A 21,106-nucleotide genomic window follows, 5' to 3' on the forward strand; every position below is an offset into this window, starting at 1 on the left:
TGCCGCGATAGTGTCAAGGTTTTGAAGTTAACCCGATATAATGCCGCCGATTGTCGTCTTAGGGCGTGATTTTTGCGCCGCCGACGGTTATATGGATGGCAATATCTTTTTGCGACGGACATAAACATGACGGTCCTGGTTACCGGCGCCGCCGGCTTCATCGGTTTTCACGTTTGCCAAGCGCTTGTTAAGCGGGGCGAGCGGGTGGTCGGCGTTGATAACCTGAATGACTACTATGATGTTTCCCTGAAAAAGGCGCGCCTCGCCGTCCTCAAGGATGAGGACGGGTTCTCCTTCGAGCGTCTGGATATCGCCGAGCGCGCCGATGTGGATAGTCTGATCAAAAACCACGGGGATATCGACCGAATCGTTCATCTGGCGGCCCAGGCGGGGGTGCGCTATTCCCTGATCGACCCCTACGCCTACACCCGCGCCAACATCGAGGGACATCTGGTGCTTCTCGAAGCCTGCCGTCGGCTGAAACCTTTTCATCACATGGTTTACGCCTCGTCATCATCGGTCTACGGGTCTAACGAAAAAATGCCGTTCGCGGTGGATGACCGCACCGACTCCCCGTTGTCCCTTTACGGCGCCACCAAAAAGGCAATGGAAGTGATGAGCCATGCCTATGCTCATCTTTTTGAACTGCCGCAGACGGGGCTGCGCTTCTTTACGGTATATGGCCCTTGGGGGCGGCCCGATATGGCGGCCTTTATATTTGTGCGCAAGATACTGGCCGGCGAGCCGATCCCCGTCTTCAATAACGGCGATATGAAGCGGGACTTTACTTATATCGACGATATCGTTGACGGCGTGCTGCGCTGCCTCGACCACCCGCCTTCCATCGGCAAAAAAGGAGATGGGCCGCCGTGCCGTCTTTATAATATCGGCAACAGCCGCTCGGAAAACCTCATGGATTTCATCGCCTTGATCGAAAGAGAACTAGGGAAAAAGGCCGGGATCGCGTTCAAGCCCATGCAGCCCGGCGACGTCAAGGAGACTTACTCCGACATCGCCGACGCCCGGCGCGACTTCGGCTACATGCCCAAAACCACCATCGAGGAAGGCATTCCCCGTTTCGTCCGGTGGTATCGAAATTATTATGAAAATTACTAGGCAAATTTTGCCGGGTTGTTAACGTCTTTTTCACGTTCCATGCACTATATTATGAAAATCAAGCAGGAAATTCCCCGTCGCATGGTGGACGGGGGCAGTTTTTCTAACGCCGGATAAGGGGACGATTAGTGGAAACTTTAGTGCAGGCCCTTCGCAATCTCGGTCCTATGCGCCTGGCCGTAATGGGAGCCATGGTCTTCGGGCTGGTCTTCTTTTTCATCTATCTCATCACCCGGTTCGGGACGCCGCAAATGTCGCTGTTATACGGCGATCTGGCGCAAGGCGATTCATCCCGCATCATATCCCAGCTTGACAGCCAGAACATCCCTTATGAATTAAAGGGCAACGGCGCCCAGATATTCGTCCCCGGAGACAAGGTTGCAAAGCTCCGCATGGATATGGCCGGCCAAGGGCTGCCCAGCGCCGGCGCCATCGGTTATGAAATTTTCGACACCGCCAGCACGTTAGGCACAACCAATTTCGTCCAGAATATCAATCTGGTGCGCGCCATGGAAGGCGAACTGGCCCGAACCATCGGCTCCCTTGATATGGTGAGATCGGCCCGGGTTCATCTGGTGCTGCCCAAGCGTGAGCTGTTCTCCCGTCAACAACAGCCGCCCAGCGCCTCAATCATCATCAAGATGGGAGGGGCGGGCCGTTTGAGCAACGAACAGGTTTTAGCCGTTCAACATCTGGTGGCGGCGGCGGTTCCGGGACTGGCGCCCAACCTCATTTCCATTATCGACAACAAGGGCGCTTTGCTGGCTCCCGGATTCGACGGCGGCGGAACCGCCGGCTCACTCGACGCCAAGGCCGAGGAACGCAAGCGGGGATTTGAAAATCGTCTGGCCCGCACCATTGAGGGATTGCTCGAAAAGACAGTGGGCTTCGGTCGGGCGCGCGCCGAGGTGACCAGCGAGATGGACTTCGACCGCATCGATACAACCGAAGAACAGTTCATTCCCGACGGTCAGGTGGTGCGCTCGACGCAGAGTATCGAAGAATCAGCCAATTCCAATGAGGCCGACTCCTCTCAGCAGGTAGGCGTCGCCAATAACCTTCCCGACCCGAATATCGCCGCAGGCGGGGCCGGCGGCGCCTCCGCCAAAACGGCGCAAAACCGCACCGAGGAAACGATCAACTTTGAAATTTCCAAGAAGATCATTAACCATGTGCGCGAATCCGGCATCATCAAACGCCTTTCGGTAGCCGTGCTGGTGGACGGCGTTCGCACGAACGACCAGGAAACAGGTAAACAAATTTACGCGGCGCGTCCCGCCGCCGATATGGAGCTTCTGGCCACCCTGGTTCGAAGCGCCATCGGCTTCAATGCCGACAGGGGGGATTCCGTTGATGTGATCAACATGGAGTTCGCCGACCTCGGCATGGCGGAAGAAAAACCCCTGGAGTTGTTCTTCGGCCTCGACAAGAACGATATGCTGCGCATCGCCGAATTCCTGGTGTTGGGCATCGTCGCCATCCTGGTTATCCTGCTGGTGGTGCGTCCGCTGGTCAGCCGCGCCTTCGAGTCCATCCCGACAGGAATCGCCGTCACTCCCGACGGGCGGCTGCTTGCCGACACCTCCGCGCCGGCCCTGGGCGCCCCGATGCCCAAGAGCATAGCGCCGGTCGAGGAAGAGCATTTCGAGGAACTGATTGATATCGACCGCGTCGAAGGCCGGGTTAAGGCCTCCTCGGTGAAGAAAGTCGGCGAAATCATCGGCAAGCACCCTGACGAGGCATTGTCCATCATACGCTCCTGGATGTATCAGGAAAGCTAGGATAGAATTGAATTATGGCCAGAGTTAAAGACGACGCACGCTCGCTATCCGGTCCCCAAAAGGCGGCCGTCTTCATGCTGGCGCTGGGTCAGGAGCACTCCGCCACCCTGTTCGAGAAGATGGACGACGAAGAAATCCGGGACATGTCCCAAACCATGGCGACACTGGGCAACATCAGCGCCACTGTCGTTGAGCGTTTATTCGTCGAATTCGCCGATCAGCTTTCCGGCGGCGGCAGTTCCCTGACCGGCTCCTTCGACAGCACCGAACGGCTGCTGTACGCTTCTCTGCCCCAGGAGCGCGTCAACCAGATCATGGAAGAAATCCGTGGTCCCGCCGGCCGCACCATGTGGGACAAGCTTGAGAACGTCAACGAGACGGTGCTGGCCAACTATTTCAAGAACGAGTACCCGCAGACGGTGGCGGTGGTTCTTTCCAAGATCAAATCGGATCACGCCTCAAAGGTGCTGGCCCTGCTGCCGGAAAGCTTCTCGATGGAAGTAATCATGCGCATGCTGCGCATGGAGGCCGTGCAAAAAGAGGTTCTGGACAACGTCGAGCAAACGCTGCGCTCCGAGTTCATGAGCACCCTGGCGCGCTCGGCCAGACGCGATTCTCACGAGATGATGGCGGAAATTTTCAACAGCCTGGACCGCAACACCGAAAACCGTTTCATGACGGCGCTGGAAGAACGCAACCGGGAATCAGCGGAAAAGATCAAATCACTGATGTTTACCTTCGACGATCTGGCCAGACTGGACATGGCCGGCGTCCAGGCCGTGCTTCGTCAAGTGGACAAAGGTCAGTTGGCGCTGGCCTTGAAGGGAGGGTCAGAAGACGTCAAGAGCCTGTTCTTCAAGAACATGTCGGAGCGCGCCGGCAAGATGATGAAGGAAGACATGGAGGCGATGGGCGCTGTTCGCCTCAAGGACGTGGATGAGGCCCAGGCGGGCATCGTTCAAGCCGCCAAGGCGCTGGCCGACGCCGGAGAGATCGTCATCGCCAGCGGCGGCGAGGAAGACGAACTGGTGTACTGACCGACCGAATCAGGCCATTAAGACGGGCTGACAAATAAATTGATTTGCATGATCGGATATATTGAGCATGACGGTCGTAAGAAAGTTCCTCTTTGATGTCGACTTTAAAGAAGAAACGCCGCTTATTGAGAAAACTGAAGATGTCGTTGAGGATGTCGAGCCTGAGGTAATCGAGCCTGTTTTTAAGGGATATAATCTGGAAATTTCATACGATGCGGGGTTTGACGACGGCAAGGAAGAAGGCATTCGCGAGGCATCAAGCGCTGTTCAACAACAGACCTCTGAAACACTGAAGACGATAATGAAGAATCTGTCGGATATCTACGGCATTCAGGAAAAAGCCAATGTTGTTGAAGCGCGAAACGCCATGGCGGCGGCCCTTGCCGTAGCGCGTAAGGCGCTTCCGGCACTCGGCGAGCGCAACGCCTTGGGCGAGATTGAGAGAATGATTGAAATGATCCTTAAAAAAGTAATTGATGAGCCGCAGGTCACCGTTCGGGTCAACGATAAACTGCACGATCAAATACTTGAACATGTCGAAGCGCTGGTCAAGAGCGGTAATTTCAAAGGCAAGCTGATCCTGCAACCGGATTCCGCCCTGCCGATCAGCGATTGCAAAATCGATTGGGGCAGCGGCGGCGCCGAGCGCAATATGGAGGTCCTGTGGCAGGAAATCGACGCGATTATTGAGCGCAATTTCAACTGAGGCGATTAACATTTAATCTTGGGAGTCGGCTATGGCGGAGAATAACGCGGATAAAGGAGCAAGGACAACGAATCTCCAGCTTTCCGAATTGGAAAGCGATACGGGTCCGTCGTCCGCTGCCTCCGGAACAGGGCAATCCGCTCCTCCCGATTTCGGCGGCGACATCACCCCCCAGAATCTGGAAGCGATCTACGACATCCCGGTGCAGGTTTCCGCCGTGCTTGGAAAATCCTCCATGCAGGTGAGCCAGCTTTTGAAACTGGGCCGGGGCGCCGTGGTTGAATTGGACCGCAAGGTAGGCGAAGCCATTGATATTTATGTAAACAACCGTCTGGTGGCTCGCGGCGAAGTCGTGGTCGTTGACGACCGTCTCGGCGTGACGATGACGGAAATTATCAAAACCGACAGATAGCAATAATGCCGCAAGAAAGCAGACGCCATGACGAATAGTGAGACAAATATCGATTCCGGCATTCAGGCGGGAAGGGTCAAGTTCTCCATGGACATGGCGACTGTTATCGGCCTCTTTTGCGGCTTCGCGCTGATCATGTCGGCGATTGTCATGGGCGGCGATGCAAAATCTTTCATTGATATACCCTCGATCCTGATTGTTTTCGGCGGCACCTTGGCGGTTACCACCGTATGCTTCTCGTTCGCTGAAATCGGGCACACTTTCAAAGTCATAATGAAGACGGTTTTCTACGGCAGACGCGATGCCTCCGAGGCCGCGATCCAGATTTTGCGCGTCGCCGAGATGGCCCGCAAGCAAGGCGTTCTTTCACTTCAAAACGTGCTTGAATCCATAAGCGCCGATGCGTTCATGCATAAAGGAATCTCTATGGTCGTTGACGGCACGCCGGGCGAAGAGGTGGAAGCCATCCTGTGCCGCGATATACAGGCTACCATCATGCGTCACATCAAAAGCACCAGCGTCCTTCGCAAGGCGGCTGAGTTTGCTCCGGCGATGGGCCTGATCGGCACCCTTGTCGGTTTAGTGCAGATGCTGGGGCATCTGGACGATCCGTCCACCATCGGACCCAGCATGGCGGTGGCTCTGCTCACCACCTTTTACGGAGCGGTACTCGCCAACATAGTTTTTTTGCCTTTGGCGTCAAAGCTTGAGCGGAATTCCGCCGAAGAGACCCTGGTCAACAATGTCTATCTGATGGGAGCGGCGTCAATAGGCAGGCAGGAAAACCCCCGCAGACTGGAAATGCTTTTGAACAGCGTCCTGCCGCCGGCGAAGCGCGTACGATATTTTGATTAAACTTGAGAGAATTTGAATATGCGGTTGCTTATTATCGGAACCCTTGAAGGACAGCTTGGAAATGCCGGCCAGATCGCCATTTCCCATGGCGCCGATGTGCTTCAGGCGGATGATGTAGAAAAAGGCCTCGCTGTTCTCAGGTCGGGTCAAGGCGCCGATTTGGTAATGATCGATGTCAAATGGGATGTCGGCCTTCTGGTTCAGAGTCTGAAGTCGGAACGCATCAACACGCCGGTGGTTGCCTGCGGCATCGGCGCCGATACGCAAGCTGCGGTTCGCGCCATCAAAGCCGGGGCCAGGGAATATATCCCCCTGCCGCCCAACGCCGATCTCATCGCCGCCGTGCTGGCCGCCGTTTCCGAGGAAAGCCACCCCATCATCCTCACTGACGAGAGCATGATCAACTTACTAGCGCTGGCCGACAAGGTGGCTTCCAGCGACGCCGGCATCCTGGTGACGGGAGAATCCGGCACCGGCAAGGAGCTGCTGGCCCGCTACCTGCACGATAAAAGCCGCCGCTCCGGCGGTCGCTTTATCGCCGTCAACTGCGCCGCTATCCCGGAAAATCTTCTGGAATCAGAATTATTCGGTCATGAAAAGGGAGCTTTTACGGGGGCCGTGGCGCGGCGCATCGGCAGATTCGAGGAAGCTGACGGAGGCACGTTGCTGCTGGACGAAATCAGCGAGATGGACATTCGTCTCCAAGCCAAGATGCTGCGCGTCATCCAGGAGCGCGAGGTCGATAGAGTCGGCGGTTCAAAACCGGTTAAGGTGAACGTGCGGATCATCGCCACCTCCAACCGCAACATGGAAGACGAGGTGGCCAAAGGGAACTTCCGCGAAGACCTTTTCTTTCGCCTCAACGTCGTCAACCTGGTAATTCCCCCGCTTCGCGAACGCCCCAAGGATATTGAAGCGCTGGCCGCTCACTTTATCGCCAAATATGCCGAGGCCAATGATGTGCGGGCGCTGCCCCTTTCGCCCAAGGCCAAGCAAAAGCTGTTGAACCACTCCTGGCCCGGCAATGTGCGCGAGCTTGAAAACACCCTTCATCGCGCCGTGCTGTTTGCCGGCGGCGAAATGATTGACGCCGATAATATCCACATCGCCGGACCTTCGCCGTTCGCGGCTACGCAGGGCCGGACGGCGCCCGCCGGCGGCGTAGACGGCGAACGGGGCGGGCTGGTCGGACAGACCGTCTTTGAGGTCGAACGGGGGCTTATTATTGATACGTTGAGTTACTGCGTCGGCAACCGCACTCACGCCGCCAATATTTTAGGTATTTCCATACGCACTCTAAGGAACAAGCTGAAACTATATAACGAGCAAGGGTTTAACGTGCCTGCGCCCGGCGATGCCGAGCAGGCGGCGGTTTAAATAATTAATCACTAAAAGGTAATGGCGTTCATGGCCGTAGTTTCATCTAAAGCCGCAGCGGCGGGACCGGCAGACGTAGACTTCCGCCATTACATGTCTGTGCTGTTGACGCGGCCCGACATCGCCATGGCGGCCGGCGTCGTCATCATTCTTATGGTGTTGATCCTGCCCTTGCCGTCCTGGTTGATGGATATCGGCCTGGCCATTTCAATCATGATCTCCGTGCTTATCCTGATGACGGCGCTGTTCATCGCCAAGCCGTTGGAATTCAACGCTTTTCCGATCGTATTATTGCTCGCCACGATGTTGCGGCTGTCGCTGAATCTGGCGTCGACCCGGCTTATTCTGGCTGAAGGCCATCAAGGCACGCACGCCGCCGGCAGGGTTATTGAGGCCTTTTCCGGCTTCATAATGGGCGGCAACTTCGTCATCGGCATTATCGTCTTTTCCATTCTGGTTATCGTCAACTTTATCATTATCACAAAGGGTTCAGGGCGCATCGCCGAGGTAGCGGCGCGCTTTACCCTGGACGCCATGCCGGGCAAACAAATGGCTATAGACGCCGATTTATCGACCGGATTGATTGATGAAGCGGAAGCCAAGCTGCGCCGCAAAGAACTGGAGGATGAAAGCACCTTCTTCGGAGCCATGGACGGCGCGTCCAAGTTCGTTCGCGGCGATGCCGTCGCCGGCCTTTTGATCGTCTTCATCAACATTATCGGCGGCATAATCATCGGCGTCGCCCAGAAGGGCCTTACCTTCTCTGCGGCAGCCGACATTTATACCAGACTGACCATCGGCGATGGTCTGGTCACGCAGATTCCGGCCTTGATCGTTTCCACATCCGCCGGTTTGGTAGTCACCAAGGCGGGACTTACCGGAGCAACCGAAGCGGCCCTGTTCAAACAGCTCGGCAACTCGCCGAAGTCTTTGGCGATGAGTTCCTTTCTGCTGCTTGCCCTGGGGGTGCTGCCGGGCATGCCTTTGCTTCCTTTCACGGCCATAGCGTCAATGTTGGGGGGATACGCCTTCTTCCTCAACCGCAGGCAGGATACGGTAATCGAGGAGGCGCGCGCGCGCACCGAAGAAGATGAGGCCGGCGTGTCGCCGATGGAAGAAGAGCCTATCGCCTCCGCCTTGCGCATCGACTATCTGCGTCTGGAACTGGGGTACGGGCTGTTAAACCTGATCAACAATCCCCGCGAGGGGCAAAGACTCACCGACCAGATCAAGGCCCTGCGTCGTCAGATGGCCGCCGACGTCGGCTTTATCATGCCCTCGGTGCGCATTCAGGACAACATGCAGCTTCAACCCAACACTTACATCATCCGCGTCAAGGAGATTGACGCCGGACGCGGCGACCTGCGTCCCAACATGATGCTTGTCATGGACCCTCGCGGCGAGGACATCACCATTCCCGGCGAGAAAACCACCGAGCCTACATTCGGACTGCCCGCCGTGTGGATTGATGAACCCAATCGCGAAGAAGCCCTGTTCCGTGGCTACACGGTGGTTGATCCGGCGACGGTGATCACTACCCATCTTACGGAAGTAATCAAGGACAACATGGCGGAACTGCTTTCCTACGCCGAGACTCAGAAGCTTATGGACGAGTTGGACAAGGATCAGCAAAAATTGATCGCCGATATGGTGCCGACGCAAATTTCCATCGGCGGCATCCAGCGTATCCTGCAAAACCTTCTGGCCGAACGGGTTTCCGTCCGCGATCTGCCGACCATACTTGAGGGCATATCCGAAGGTTGCGGCCATAGCCGCAGCGTGATGGTGATTACCGAGCATGTCCGCGCCCGTCTGGCTCGCCAGATCAGTGATATGAACACCAACGAGCAGGGATTTATCCCCCTGATCACCCTGTCGCCGGATTGGGAACAGAGGTTTGCCGAGTCGCTGGTCGGCCAGGGTGACGACCGCCAGCTTTCAATGGCGCCGTCGCGTCTACAGGAGTTTATTACGACGCTCCGCAACTCCTTTGAGCGTCAGGCGATGGCGGGAGAATCTCCGGTCTTGCTGACCAGTCCGGGCATCCGCCCCTATGTGCGTTCAATAGTCGAGCGATTCCGGCCCATGACCATGGTTATGTCGCAAAATGAGGTCCATCCGAAGGCGCGCATCAAGACCGTCGGGAGCGTATAGGAAAAGTGACCTGATATGCGCCTGAAAACTTATTCCGCGCCGACAATGTCCGAAACCATGGAACTGGTTCGCCGGGAGATGGGCGAAGACGCCGTTATCGTTTCCACCCAAAAAGGCGCTGACGGCCAAGGGGCGCGGGTGATCGCGGCTATAGAGGAATTGCCCATTGACGAGGCCGCCGTCTGCGAACGCCCGGAAGACGAAAAGATAGATGTCATAGCCACTATCCGCCAAGCCCTGACCTATCACGGCGCTCCGTCCAGGCTGATTGACCGTCTTATTGACGCCGCCGGCGACCTGGATGAAGAAGACCCGACCATGGCCTTCGCCGGCGCGGTGGACTCCAGCTTCAGTTTTGAGCCTTTATCCGAGCCGAATGAGGGCAAGCTGATCATGCTGGTGGGGCCGCCCGGCGTCGGCAAGACCATTACTACCGCCAAACTGGCCGCTCGCGCCGCCTTGTCCAGTCAGCCCGTGGAAGTGATAACCACCGACACCCGCCGCGCCGGGGGCGTTGAACAACTTGAAGCCTTCACCCGCATCCTCGATCTTGGCCTCAAGACCGCCGATACCGTTAAGGAACTCGGCGATATGGTGAAGGCGTTAAGGGGAAGCAACGGCGCCTCCTCCGTTCAGATTATTGTCGATACTCAGGGGACAAACCCCTTCAGCGACACCGAGATGGACCACTTGAGAGAACTTATCAAAGTTTCCGGCGCCGAGCCTGTTCTCGTCCTGGCCGCCGGAGGCGACGCCTTTGAGATGGCCGACATCGCGGCTTCTTTCGCCGCCATCGGCGTCAGGAGACTGTTGCTGACGCGCCTTGATATAGCGCGCCGCCTCGGCGGCGTCCTGGCGGCGGCCGACGCCGCCCGGATGACGTTTTGCAATGTTTCCATCACGCCCCACGTTTCCGACGGGCTAAGTCCGATCAATCCGGTCTCACTGGCCCGTCTGATCATGCCCTACTCTTCCAGTTCAGTTGAAACCCCTTATAAGATCGAGGCCGCATAATGACGCCGGATCCCCTGATAGCCCCCAATCTCGCCGCCCGCACCAAGGGACGCAACATATTCGCCGTTGCTTCCGGAAAGGGGGGCGTCGGCAAGACGTGGTTCTCCATTACCCTGGCCCACACGCTGGCCAGCAAAAACGTCCGCGTCCTGCTGTTTGACGGCGATCTGGGCCTGGCCAACCTTGATATCCAACTCGGCCTGATGCCCAAGCATGACCTCGGCAGCGTCGTTACCGGCCGCTTGACCCTCAATCAGGCGGTGGTTCACTACGATGAGGGGAACTTTGACGTTATCGCCGGACGATCCGGTTCCGGCGGCCTCGCCAATATAGCGTCGGGACGCCTGCAAATTCTCGGCGACGATCTGGCCTTGCTGGCCGCCGGTTATGACAAGGTGATCATGGATCTCGGCGCCGGCGTGGAGCGGACGGTTCGCCAACTTACCCATGGCGTCAACTCATGTCTGGTGTTGGCCACCAACGAGCCGACTTCACTGACCGACGCCTACGCCTTTATCAAGATCACTCACATGGAGCGTCCGGACACCAAAATCAAGATTGTTATCAACATGGTTAACTCCATCCGCGAGGGCGAACGCACCTATAACACTCTGCTCAAGGCCTGCGAGGGTTTCCTCAAGATTTCTCCGCCTTTGCTCGGCATCATCCGCCGCGACAACAAGGTGGCGGACGCGATCCGCAACCAGGTGTCTATTTTAACGCGCTCGCCCAATGCCGAAGCCGTCGAGGATGTCGAAAAGATAGCAGTAAAGATGATTAGATCAGATTAAACCTGAAGGCGTCATGAGCACCATCGTTCCGCTGCCCCTGCCTTTGCCGATAATGACATCTTCGACGCCTTTGCCGTCGGCGACCGTGCTTAACCCGCCGACGCCGCTGACCCTGCTTGCCGTGGGAACCAAACTCGAAGGCACCGTCATACAGCAAGACGCCAAGAGCGTTTTCCAGGTGCAGACTTCGTTAGGCGCCTTTGCCGTTCAGACCGCCGTTTCCTTGCCTCAGGGAGCAACGCTGTCCTTGCAGGTCAGCGCCTTCATGCCCCAGATACAGATGCAGATCATTTCCGTGAACGGTAAAACTCTGCGTCAAGTCGTTGCTCAACAAGCCGCCGGCAAGGAAATCGCCCCGACCGCCGCCGGCGGCGCGACAGCCGGGGGCAGAGCGTCCCCGCCAAGCCTGATTGTCGGCGGCACGGTCACCGCCACCCTGTTGAGGCCACCCTCGGGGCAAACCGGCGGCTTTTCGGCGGAAGCCTCACGGGGACCGCAAGGAGCATTGTTACCCCAGGGAGCGCCCGGCGCACCTCAAGACCTACGGCAGGCACAGCAGGCAGCCATGACTGCGCCGCCGCCTCAACAGGCGGGCATCCGGACGGCCCAAGTCGCTTTGCCGGGACAACAGGGCGCCCCCAACCGACCGGCGACATTGTTATCCGCAGCTCCCGCCGCCGTTCATCGTCCCGGCGCGGCGCCCGGAAATCCGGCGGCTGTTCCCGTCGGCGCCCAGGTTACGGTTAAGGTCATTTCCTTACAGTTCCCCCGACCCGACGGTCCTCTTCTGTCTCTGCCGCAAGCGGGAACTGCCGGCCTTGCCGCCGGACAGAATTTGAACGGCATTGTCATCGGCGCATCGCCCTTCGGGCGAACGCTGGTTATGACCGAGGCCGGAGAGTTGTCCCTGGCTGTCCGCTCATCTCTGCCCGAAGGCTCTGCGCTGACCCTTCAGGTAACCGGCAAGCCGCTGTTGCCTGCTACTCCGGCTCAAGTATTCACTTATGGTTCCGGCGAAGGCATGTTCGCGTCGCGCGATTGGCCCGCCTTCAGGGAAGCGATGGCGGCCTTGCAGGACGCCGACCCCGTCGCCGCCCGGCATTTGTTAAACAACATAATTCCGCGCCCCGATTCACAGTTGGCGGCCAACGTCTTGTTCTTCCTGACGGCGTTGCGGGGCGGTAATTTGCGCAGTTGGTTCGGCGATGAACCGGCTTTGGCGCTGCAACGCGCCAGACCTGAGTTGCTGGCCCGCCTCAAGGATGATTTCAACACGCTCGGCCGCATGTCCAAGGAGCCTTCCCCCTCCGATGACTGGAAGATTACATTGGTTCCTTTTTTCAACGGCGCCGGGCTTGAGCAGATTCGTCTGCTGACCCGCCGTCATGGCGGCGATAACGAGAAAGGCGAGGAACAGGAGAGCACCCGTTTTGTAATTGATGTTGACCTCAGCAAACTCGGACGTCTTCAACTGGACGGATTGTTGCGTAATAAAGGCAAGCATATGGACTTGATCGTTCGCACCGACAGCCGTTTACCCGATCAAATGCAGAATGACATCCGCAATATCTTTCAGGACGCCGCCGAACTGACCGGAATAAAGGGAGGCGTCGGCTTTCAGGCGTCGCCTCCCAACTTCACCGAGGTCTTGCTTGAGAAAATCATCGTCGAGAGTGATCGTGACGGGTTGATTGTCTGATGGACAGAATGGAAAGACGCGGAATTCTGAAAGCCCGGACCAGCCCTGATTTCAAGCTGGATTGCATCAGCACGCTGGAGGGCAAGATCGGCCTTTCCTCGGTCAGTCTACGCTATGTTCCCGACAAGCATATCCTTGATCCCAAGTCCTTCGGCGCCTATCTGAAGGCTATTAACGATCTGCCGTGGGAGTCGCCGGAGGCGATGACGCTGGCCATCCTTGATGACGTCAACAACGAGATCGTGGCGCGCTGGACCCGGATTACGGTAACCACTGCCCCCGAAACCTCCGTTGATAAAGGCATCGTCGCTCATAGCGTCATGGTCGAGGACCGCCAGCCCAAATGGGATAATCCTGCGCTGCTGTCCGGGCTTAAAAGAAATTAGGGCGCGTCAGGATTGATTGGGATCACCCGCGTTGCGCCTTGCCGTCATTGCGACCGTGAGAGCGTCAGCGACACGGGAAGCAATCCAGTGGCCGGTGGCGCTCTCTGGATTGCTTCGTCTTGCTTCGTCGCTCCGCTCCTCGCAATCCTCGCAAAGACGGGAAGGCGTGTCCCACAGCGGCCTTGGGCGATTCCAATCAATCCTATTCATTCTCCGCTTTCCTCGATTCCCGTTTGCGGTCGTGGGGGGAAAGCATGGCCTTGCGCAAACGGATATTTTTAGGAGTTACTTCGACCCGTTCATCATCCTTGATGTAAGCGATGGCCTGTTCCAGGCTCATGCGCCGGGGCGGCGTCAGCGTTACCGCGTCGTCCTTGCCCGCAGCGCGGATGTTGGTGAGTTGCTTGGACTTCATGGGGTTTACTTCGAGATCGTTGCCCCGGCTGTGCTCGCCGATGATCATGCCCTCATAAACCTGGACTCCGGAGCCGATAAAAAGCGGCCCGCGCCCTTCCAGGCCCATCAGTCCGTAAGCGACGGTCTTGCCGCCGGAATTCGAGATCAGCACCCCGTTGCGTCGCCCCGGAATCGGCCCCTTAAAGGGGGCGTAGCCGTGAAATATGCGGCTCATGACGCCGGTGCCCCTGGTTTCGGTCATGAACTCCCCGTGGTAGCCGATCAGCCCGCGCGAGGGCGCCAGAAAGGTAAGTCTTGTCTTGCCGCCGCCTGACGGACTCATTCCTTTCATCTGTCCCTTGCGGACGTTCAGCGCCTCGACCACCAGCCCCGAGAACTCCGCATCCACATCAACCTGCACTTCTTCGACAGGCTCCAGCAGCCCGAGTTCGGGATCGTCCTTGAACAGCACCTTGGGGCGGCTTACCGAAAGCTCGAAGCCCTCGCGGCGCATGGTCTCGATGAGGACGCCCAGTTGCAGTTCGCCGCGCCCGGCGACCTCGAAGGCGTCTTTATTGGCGGTCTCGCTGATGCGAATGGAAACATTGCCCTCGCCTTCGCGCATCAGCCGTTCACGAATCATCCGCGAAGTAACCTTGGTCCCTTCCTGGCCGCAAAGGGGCGAATCGTTGACGGAAAAGATCATCGACAGGGTCGGCGGGTCAACGGGATCGGCGGCAATCGGCTTCACCACGGAGGGGGCGCACAAGGTATCGGCGACGGTAGCGACGGAGAATCCGGCCAAGGCAATGATATCGCCGGCCCCGGCGCTGTCCAGCGACATCCGCTCCAGCCCCCTGAAGGCGAAAATTTTGGTCACCTTCGTCTGTTCCACTATTTCGCCGTTATGACGGATGGCCTTGACGACCATGTTGGAGGTAACCGCGCCGGACTGGATGCGCCCGGTCAGCACCCGCCCGAGGAACGGATCATTTTCCAACGTCGTCGCCAGCATGGTGAAGGGGCCTTCCGAATCGGCCTTGGGGGGAGAAACATACTCGGCAACGACTTTAAACAACGGGTCAAGGCTGTCGCCCCGTTTATCCGCCTCAAGGCTTGCCCAGCCTTCTCTGCCGGAAGCGAAGAGTATCGGAAAATCCAACTGTTCATCACTGGCCTCCAGCGCCGCGAACAGATCAAACACCTCTTCATGCACCTCAAGAATGCGGGCGTCGGGACGATCCACCTTGTTGATCACCACGATCGGCTTGAGGCCCAGCTTCAAGGCCTTGGCGGTGACAAACTTGGTCTGGGGCATCGGCCCTTCGGCGGCGTCCACCAGCAACAGCACGCCGTCGACCATGCTCAGGATGCGCTCTACCTCGCCGCCGAAATCGGCATGGCCGGGGGTATCAACGATGTTGACGCGCAGACCCTGCCACTCAACGGAGGTGCACTTGGACAAGATGGTGATGCCGCGCTCGCGCTCCAGCTCGTTGGAGTCCATGGCCCGCTCCGCCACCCGTTGATTATCGCGGAAAGTGCCGCTCCGGCGGAACATGGCGTCGACTAATGTGGTCTTGCCGTGATCAACGTGGGCAATAATAGCGATATTGCGTAAATTAACGCTTTTGCTTTCAACCAAGCTTTTTCGCCACCAGTTTGGCGAGGGATACTTCAGGCCGGGCGCCAAAATGCCCGATCACCTCGGCGGCGGCGATAGCGCCGATACGCCCGCAATCATAAATACTCTTTCCGTTGACCAGTCCGTAAAAAAAGCCGGCGGCGTAGGCGTCGCCGGCGCCGGTGGTGTCAACCACCTTTTCCAACGGCTCGGCGTCAAGCACATGCACCTCATCGCCGGAAATCAACACCGCGCCCTTGGCGCTGCGGGTGAGAGCCGCGATTTCGCAGTGGCCGCGCACTTTCTGCAAGGCGGCGTCAAAGTTGCTCACCTGATAGAGCGACGTAATCTCGGCCTCGTTGGCGAACAGGATATCGACATGGTTGTCCACCAGATCGATGAAATCGTCCCGGTGACGGGCGACGCATAACGGATCAGACAGGCTGAGCGCCACCTTGCGTCCGGCCTTGCGGGCGACAACGGCGGCCTTGACGAAGGCCTCTTTAGCCTTCGGCGGATCCCAAAGATAGCCCTCCAGGTAGGTGATGTGGGAGTCAGCGATCAGGTTCTCATCAATATCGTCCGGTCCCAGTTCGACACAGGCGCCCAAATACGTCTGCATGGTGCGCTGGGCGTCCGGCGTCACCAGAATCAGGCAGCGGGCGGTGGAGGCGCTGTAGCGTGACGGCGTGCTGTTGAAAACGATGCCCAACGCCGCGATATCCTTGCGGAAGATGGCGCCGAGCTTGTCGTCGCATACCTTTCCGATAAAGGCTCCGCGTCCGCCCAGCACGGCCAGCGCGGCGATGCTGTTGGCTGCCGAACCGCCGGAACATTCGAGCGTCGGCTCTATTTCTTCGTATAATTTGTCCGCAGCCTGTGAATTGATCAACGACATCGTTCCCTTCACAAGCCCGTGGGATTTAAGAAACGAATCCTCGGCGTGGGCGAGAACGTCAACAATGGCGTTGCCGATACCTACGACATCATATTTTGCATTAGGCATTTTCGATTTTTTCCTTGGCGAAATCTGCAAGCGGCGCAGTATAGCTACGAAGCGTTTAACGACAAGGGGGATAAATCAGGACTTTCCCCGAAAATTTCAACAAACGCCGATAGTGAACATGGTAATTTTTATCGGAAGGCAATAATCTCAATACCGTCATGAATGTAAAAGACCAAAAGCCGGCCCACAAAAAAGCGATGACCCCCGCCGCCCAAAGCAGGGCGCTGGCGGAGACGGTGACCGCGTCATTTCTTGATCGCCTCAAATCGGAAGCGACGCGCCGGGGAGGCTATCTGACCATTCAGGATATCGACGAACTCGGCGAGGAATTCGCCAAAAAAACGGAAGCCCTGAAGGCGGTCTTTGAAAAATCGTTCGAGGAATATGTGCAGACCCGCGAGCGGGCCTCGATGAACCTGTCGCGTGACTATCCCTTCGACCGGCTGTTTGTTTCCAAGTTCGCCCGTCTGTTCAAGGATGATAACGAGTTGTTGCAGGATGACGACACCATTTCCCGCCGCATCCTGCCCGGCTTCTTTATGGCCGTAAACATAATGCTGGGCGTAGAATCCGTCGACAGGCTCCAGAAGAATACCGGCGCCGTCGTCAAGCGTCTCAGCAAGGGACGTGAGCTGGAATTCGACTGGTACGAGGTCTATGGCGACAAAGAGGGCAAGGAACTGATCCTCGACGCCCTGGTCGGCATGGCCCTGTATTTCGAAAACATCAAGAAACGCACCATTTGGTTCATCGCCATGATAAACGACAACATACGTCCGTTCGAGGAAGGGTCCAACCCGGACCTGCGCGCCTGGACCTTCACCGAGGTGGCCTTCAAAAAGCTGCTGAAAGCGCTGTTCTCCGACCTCAAGGAAGCCATCTCCAACGAGGCGGGCAGATTGATGATCTCGAAGAGATACAGCGTCGACACCTGCGTCACCCTGGCCGAAATCCTCAAGCATTTCGACTGAATTAGAACCGTCTAAGCAGTCTTTCGAGATAGTCCAGTTCGGTTTTGGGGCGGCGCTGGTCGCCGGCGCGGCGGTGAAGTTCTTTCAGTATTTCCCGCGCCTCGCGCGCCTCCGTGGGGCCGGGTAATTTCAGCGAGCCGCTGATGGAGCCGAAGGCGCGGCCCGACCCTCTCCCGAAGGGGTCAAGGCCGCCGGATTCCGGCCCGGCCATCATCATGGAACGCCTTCCACCCAGTTTTTGAGCCAATTGTTCGCCCAGGTCTTTCATGCTCCGGCGCAGTTCCTCCAGTGCTTTTGATTGTTCCGGCAAGGCCGAATGCGCCCGGTCATGGTTCAATTCGTCAACCGCCCTGCGCATGGCCAGTTCGGCTTCGCCGAGGGAGCGGGGAATTTTGTCCATAAACTCGCCGAGACCCTGCATCATTTGACCCAGGTCGCGGCGCAACGATTCCTGTCCGGCGGCGCTGTTATCGGGCTGTCCGGGCTGCCCCTTTTTCGGGCGGCTTTCCCGCAATCGGCTGAAGTTGTCGTCCAGCAGGCGCTGCTGGCGCCCGCTCAATTGACGCAAGTTTTCGATCAGTCGGCGAGCCTCGGCTGTTTCACTTGCGGAATTATCCGTTAAGATGCCGGACTGAATATCGTCAAGAATTTGTTGTAACTGCGACAGCATTTGACGAGCGCCGTCAACGGCTCCGGCGCGCGCAAGTTCGCGGGCGTTATCAACAAGGCGTTGCAGGTCGTCGCCTCCCAGCGTCCGCATGGACGAATCCGCCAGCTCCGGCGGCATGTCCTGCTTCTTCAGATGGCCGGCAAGGGCAGCAAGATAGTTGTTCAACGCTTGTTGCAATCGGTCCATCAGGCGCTCAATTTGTTCGCCGGCGGCGCCGTCGCGGAGCGCCTCGGTTAACTGCTCCTGCGCCTCCCGCAGCGCCGTCTCGGCAAGGGAAAGCCCGCCGTCCTCAAGGCGCAAGGCCGTACTCCACAGGATTTCCTGAACCGATTTATCGGCATTAACGCTCTGATCATGAGCGAGGCGGAAGCGGGCCACCCTCAAGGCCAGATAGACCACCGTGTCATCGGCAAACCGTTCGGGGGCGGCGGAGACGGCGTCAAGGTCGATAACCGTCTCGACGCGCCCCCCGCGCAGGGGATCGGCCAGCTTTTTTCGCGCAGCGATGATCGCTTTTGCCGTCGGGTGGGTGAAAATGCGCTCGGGCAGCTTCATTTCCACCGTCCCGCTTTCTCCCTTTTGGCCGATGATGTCGGAAGCTTCAAGGCGCAACGTCGCCGTCAGCCCGGCCCAGGGATGGGCGGTGATATCCCTGACGGCGGTTCCATGAGACGAAGCCTCCCCCCGCTTGCCGAGAGGCAACGGCAGCCTTAATTCACCTTGGTTTCCATCGGAAAGCCTGATAATTGCCGTCAGCCCGGTCACGCCGTAATCATCTTCGGCGGCATATTCAATGCTCAGCCGTTGCCCATTGTCTTCCGCCGGGTTTTTGCCGAGAGTCACATGGGGAGGGGCGTCAGGAATCACCTGCAACGGCCACCCGGCGATTTCCCGTTTTTCGTATTCCAGCGAAAGCCGCTCGCCTTCTTTAATGATTGTCTCGGCCCGGTAGTCGCTTTGGCCGATGGCCTTGAATTCGGCGACGGTTCCTCCCAGCTTCAGCCGGGGCGCCGTTTGAGCGCCGCCGACCCGGGCCAGCAAGGCGCCGCCTGCCGGCGTCTCTATGAGTTGGCCGTTTTTCATCGCCTCGCCGCCAAGGAAAACAGGGGGGCGTCCGGTGTATGCCGGCGGCGTGATCCATGCTTCTATGGTCGGGGGCTGATCGGTAGCGTTCCCTAAACGGGGAATCAACGCATTCTTCAAACGCTCCGGCGCCCGGCTCCCGGCGGCGGCGAGGCCGACTGCCAGAAACAGCAGGACCAGCGCTCTCAACCCGTAGGGGTCGCGGCTTGCCAGTCCGGGGGCGGGAAGACGGAGGCGCAGGTTCCGCGCCGCCTCGGCCATGCGTTCAAGATGAACGCCCCACAGCGTGGCGGCGGCTTCATCGGCGGGGCCGTCGCCAAGACGATCCTCAAGAGCGTTTAAAGGCCGATGTTTTAGCCCGCTGTCCGTTTCCAGACGACGGCGCGCCGCCGACCCGCTCACCGGCGTCAGTCCCCGCAAACCATAAAACAGGGCGACCGCCGCCCCGGCGGCGAAGATCAACAGAATCAGCCCGTGCAGCCGACCGCCCGGTCGAGGAAGGAAATCCAGCAGCGCGATTGTTACAAAAAGCCCGAAGACGCCGACGGTCGGCCACAGGCGCGGCCACAGACGCTCCCAAAAAACAGCCGCCGCCGCCGCCTTCAAATAGAAGCGGATCACCGATCCGTCCCGCCCGCTTCCAGCCATGGGGGAGAGGATTCATAGGCCATCTGATCATCGACGGTAACCCGGCGGCGGATCACGGCGAAGCCGCCGCCCTTGACCAGCACCTCGGGGATCAGGGCGCGGGAGTTGTAGGTGGAACTCATTGCCGCCGAATAGGCCCCGGCGGTGCGTATGGCCAAAAGGTCGCCCGCCTTTATCTCCGGCAGCGGCAGTTGTTTGGCGAAAGTGTCTCCGGTTTCGCACACCGGCCCTACTACATCCATCTCTCTCCGCCGGGCGTTCGGCCGCGCTTCGATTATGGGAACGACGGCATGAGCGGCGCCGTAAAGAGCCGGACGCAACAAGTCGTTCATGGCGGCGTCGATAATGACGAAGGTGCGGCTTGCCCCCTCTTTTATGTAAAGAACGCGGGAGACCATGACGCCGGCGTTGCCGGCAATGGCCCGGCCCGGTTCAAGAATCAGCCGGCAGCCGAGATTGCCGAGAATTGACTTGACCGCATCCGCGTATTCGCCCGGCGTCGGCGCGATATTTATCAAATTACCGATGTCGTAAGGAACGCCGAGACCGCCGCCGATATCAAGGCTGTCAATGCTGTGTCCGTCGGCGCGCAGGATGGCCGTCAGGTCGCGCATCCTGACAAAGGCGTCGGCAAAGGGTTTGATGTCGGTAATCTGTGAACCTATATGCACGGCGATGCCGGTAACGGCGACAGACTTCATGGCGGCGGCGCGGCGGAATACTTCATGCGCCCGCGTCCATTCGATGCCGAACTTGTTTTCACGCCTGCCGGTGGTGATCTTGTCATGGGTATTGGCGTCAATGTCGGGATTGACGCGGATGGCGGCGGCGGCGATGACCCCCATCGAAGACGCCGCCTTGTTGAGGACATCCAGTTCCGGGTCTGACTCGACATTGATCCGCGCTACGCCGGCCTTCAGCGCCGCCGCTATCTCGGCCTCGCTCTTGCCGACGCCGGAGAAGACGATTTTCGCCGGGGAGACGCCCGCCGCCAGGGCGCGCTTCAGTTCGCCGCCGGAGACCACGTCGGCGCCGGCGCCGATATTCGCCAGGGTGCGGATAACGGCGATGTTGGAGTTGGCCTTCACCGCGTAGCAAATCATCGCGTCGAGGCCGGCGAAGGCGTCGGCGAAGGCGCGATAATGGCGCTCCAAAGTCGCCGTCGAGTAACAATAAAAGGGCGTGCCCACCTTGTCGGCTATAACCTCAAGGGAAACATCCTCGGCGCACAGCCTGCCGTCACGGTATGTGAAATGATCCATGTTTGCTCCAGCATTTTATCGCTCACGGCGACAAAGTAATCACCCCCGCGCATGACGATAGCGGGTGAGCGTTAAAAACCCAACAGTCATATTTCACTATTTCGCCGCAACCGGCCCC

General features: G+C 58.4%; 17 protein-coding genes. 13 read left to right on the plus strand and 4 right to left on the minus strand.

The annotated features are described in order from the left end of the window. The first annotated feature begins 126 nt into the window (after window positions 1–126). The 12 genes from A3H92_08235 (at window position 127) to A3H92_08290 (ending at window position 13,328) form a co-directional block, all read left to right on the plus strand. The gene (locus tag A3H92_08235; GenBank protein OHC74782.1) at window positions 127–1,116 is read left to right on the plus strand and encodes a protein CapI; all 990 of its coding nucleotides are present in this window, start codon (window positions 127–129) and stop codon (window positions 1,114–1,116) included. A gap of 128 nt (window positions 1,117–1,244) precedes the next feature. Beyond that, window positions 1,245–2,897 carry a flagellar M-ring protein FliF gene (locus tag A3H92_08240; protein OHC74783.1) on the plus strand — a complete coding sequence of 551 codons (1,653 nt, stop codon included), beginning with the start codon at window positions 1,245–1,247 and terminating at the stop codon, window positions 2,895–2,897. A 14-nt stretch (window positions 2,898–2,911) separates the two neighbouring features. Beyond that, entirely contained in the window at window positions 2,912–3,934 is a 1,023-nt protein-coding gene (locus A3H92_08245) for a flagellar motor switch protein FliG (GenBank protein OHC74784.1), read from the plus strand. Between the two features lie 67 nt (window positions 3,935–4,001). Continuing rightward, complete coding sequence (locus tag A3H92_08250) at window positions 4,002–4,640, plus strand: hypothetical protein (GenBank protein OHC74785.1); 639 nt, start codon at window positions 4,002–4,004, stop codon at window positions 4,638–4,640. 31 nt (window positions 4,641–4,671) lie between these two features. Continuing rightward, window positions 4,672–5,052, plus strand: coding sequence for a flagellar motor switch protein FliN (locus tag A3H92_08255; GenBank protein OHC74786.1), 381 nt, complete (start codon window positions 4,672–4,674; stop codon window positions 5,050–5,052). 27 nt (window positions 5,053–5,079) lie between these two features. Beyond that, complete coding sequence (locus A3H92_08260; GenBank protein OHC74787.1) at window positions 5,080–5,907, plus strand: flagellar motor protein MotA; 828 nt, start codon at window positions 5,080–5,082, stop codon at window positions 5,905–5,907. Window positions 5,908–5,925: 18 nt separating this feature from the next. After that, complete coding sequence (locus A3H92_08265) at window positions 5,926–7,284, plus strand: sigma-54-dependent Fis family transcriptional regulator (GenBank protein ID OHC74864.1); 1,359 nt, start codon at window positions 5,926–5,928, stop codon at window positions 7,282–7,284. 93 nt (window positions 7,285–7,377) lie between these two features. Continuing rightward, entirely contained in the window at window positions 7,378–9,438 is a 2,061-nt protein-coding gene (locus A3H92_08270; GenBank protein ID OHC74788.1) for a flagellar biosynthesis protein FlhA, read from the plus strand. Window positions 9,439–9,453: 15 nt separating this feature from the next. Beyond that, complete coding sequence (locus A3H92_08275; protein OHC74789.1) at window positions 9,454–10,452, plus strand: hypothetical protein; 999 nt, start codon at window positions 9,454–9,456, stop codon at window positions 10,450–10,452. After that, a complete protein-coding gene (locus A3H92_08280) occupies window positions 10,452–11,243 on the plus strand; it encodes a cobyrinic acid a,c-diamide synthase (protein ID OHC74790.1) in 792 nt (263 codons plus the stop codon). Before A3H92_08275 ends, A3H92_08280 begins: the two co-directional genes overlap by 1 nt. A 13-nt stretch (window positions 11,244–11,256) precedes the next feature. Further along, complete coding sequence (locus tag A3H92_08285) at window positions 11,257–12,942, plus strand: hypothetical protein (GenBank protein ID OHC74791.1); 1,686 nt, start codon at window positions 11,257–11,259, stop codon at window positions 12,940–12,942. 8 nt (window positions 12,943–12,950) lie between these two features. Then, window positions 12,951–13,328, plus strand: a complete 378-nt coding sequence (locus tag A3H92_08290; protein ID OHC74865.1) for a hypothetical protein — start codon at window positions 12,951–12,953, stop codon at window positions 13,326–13,328. 202 nt (window positions 13,329–13,530) lie between these two features. Here the strand turns inward: A3H92_08290 and A3H92_08295 are convergent, their stop codons facing one another. Both A3H92_08295 and A3H92_08300 read right to left on the minus strand, forming a co-directional pair. Next, window positions 13,531–15,369: a GTP-binding protein TypA gene (locus tag A3H92_08295; GenBank protein OHC74792.1), complete on the minus strand. Its 1,839-nt coding sequence runs from the start codon at window positions 15,367–15,369 to the stop codon at window positions 13,531–13,533. Further along, window positions 15,362–16,354, minus strand: coding sequence for a carbohydrate kinase (locus A3H92_08300; protein ID OHC74793.1), 993 nt, complete (start codon window positions 16,352–16,354; stop codon window positions 15,362–15,364). The genes A3H92_08295 and A3H92_08300 overlap by 8 nt, the downstream gene beginning before the upstream one ends. Window positions 16,355–16,512: 158 nt before the next feature. On the opposite strand from A3H92_08300, the gene A3H92_08305 reads away from it, so the two are divergent. Then, window positions 16,513–17,325, plus strand: coding sequence for a hypothetical protein (locus A3H92_08305; GenBank protein ID OHC74794.1), 813 nt, complete (start codon window positions 16,513–16,515; stop codon window positions 17,323–17,325). A 1-nt stretch (window position 17,326) separates the two neighbouring features. Here the strand turns inward: A3H92_08305 and A3H92_08310 are convergent, their stop codons facing one another. Together A3H92_08310 and A3H92_08315 are read right to left on the minus strand one after the other, a co-directional pair. Continuing rightward, window positions 17,327–19,699, minus strand: coding sequence for a hypothetical protein (locus A3H92_08310; GenBank protein OHC74795.1), 2,373 nt, complete (start codon window positions 19,697–19,699; stop codon window positions 17,327–17,329). Beyond that, a complete protein-coding gene (locus A3H92_08315; GenBank protein ID OHC74796.1) occupies window positions 19,696–20,988 on the minus strand; it encodes a diaminopimelate decarboxylase in 1,293 nt (430 codons plus the stop codon). The genes A3H92_08310 and A3H92_08315 overlap by 4 nt, the downstream gene beginning before the upstream one ends. Window positions 20,989–21,106: the final 118 nt, after the last annotated feature.

The organism is Rhodospirillales bacterium RIFCSPLOWO2_02_FULL_58_16, assembly GCA_001830425.1.
Classification (GTDB): Bacteria; Pseudomonadota; Alphaproteobacteria; order Rhodospirillales; family 2-02-FULL-58-16; genus 2-02-FULL-58-16.

What these genes read in the sequence shown, in the direction of transcription:
- A3H92_08290 (OHC74865.1), top strand. Translation starts at nt 12,951, where the DNA reads ATGGAAAGACGCGGAATTCTGAAAGCCCGGACCAGCCCTGATTTCAAG.
- A3H92_08260 (OHC74787.1), top strand. Translation starts at nt 5,080, where the DNA reads ATGACGAATAGTGAGACAAATATCGATTCCGGCATTCAGGCGGGAAGG.
- A3H92_08300 (OHC74793.1), bottom strand. Translation starts at nt 16,354, where the DNA reads ATGCCTAATGCAAAATATGATGTCGTAGGTATCGGCAACGCCATTGTT.
- A3H92_08250 (OHC74785.1), top strand. Translation starts at nt 4,002, where the DNA reads ATGACGGTCGTAAGAAAGTTCCTCTTTGATGTCGACTTTAAAGAAGAA.
- A3H92_08285 (OHC74791.1), top strand. Translation starts at nt 11,257, where the DNA reads ATGAGCACCATCGTTCCGCTGCCCCTGCCTTTGCCGATAATGACATCT.
- A3H92_08305 (OHC74794.1), top strand. Translation starts at nt 16,513, where the DNA reads ATGAATGTAAAAGACCAAAAGCCGGCCCACAAAAAAGCGATGACCCCC.
- A3H92_08270 (OHC74788.1), top strand. Translation starts at nt 7,378, where the DNA reads ATGTCTGTGCTGTTGACGCGGCCCGACATCGCCATGGCGGCCGGCGTC.
- A3H92_08265 (OHC74864.1), top strand. Translation starts at nt 5,926, where the DNA reads ATGCGGTTGCTTATTATCGGAACCCTTGAAGGACAGCTTGGAAATGCC.
- A3H92_08275 (OHC74789.1), top strand. Translation starts at nt 9,454, where the DNA reads ATGCGCCTGAAAACTTATTCCGCGCCGACAATGTCCGAAACCATGGAA.
- A3H92_08245 (OHC74784.1), top strand. Translation starts at nt 2,912, where the DNA reads ATGGCCAGAGTTAAAGACGACGCACGCTCGCTATCCGGTCCCCAAAAG.
- A3H92_08315 (OHC74796.1), bottom strand. Translation starts at nt 20,988, where the DNA reads ATGGATCATTTCACATACCGTGACGGCAGGCTGTGCGCCGAGGATGTT.
- A3H92_08255 (OHC74786.1), top strand. Translation starts at nt 4,672, where the DNA reads ATGGCGGAGAATAACGCGGATAAAGGAGCAAGGACAACGAATCTCCAG.
- A3H92_08235 (OHC74782.1), top strand. Translation starts at nt 127, where the DNA reads ATGACGGTCCTGGTTACCGGCGCCGCCGGCTTCATCGGTTTTCACGTT.
- A3H92_08280 (OHC74790.1), top strand. Translation starts at nt 10,452, where the DNA reads ATGACGCCGGATCCCCTGATAGCCCCCAATCTCGCCGCCCGCACCAAG.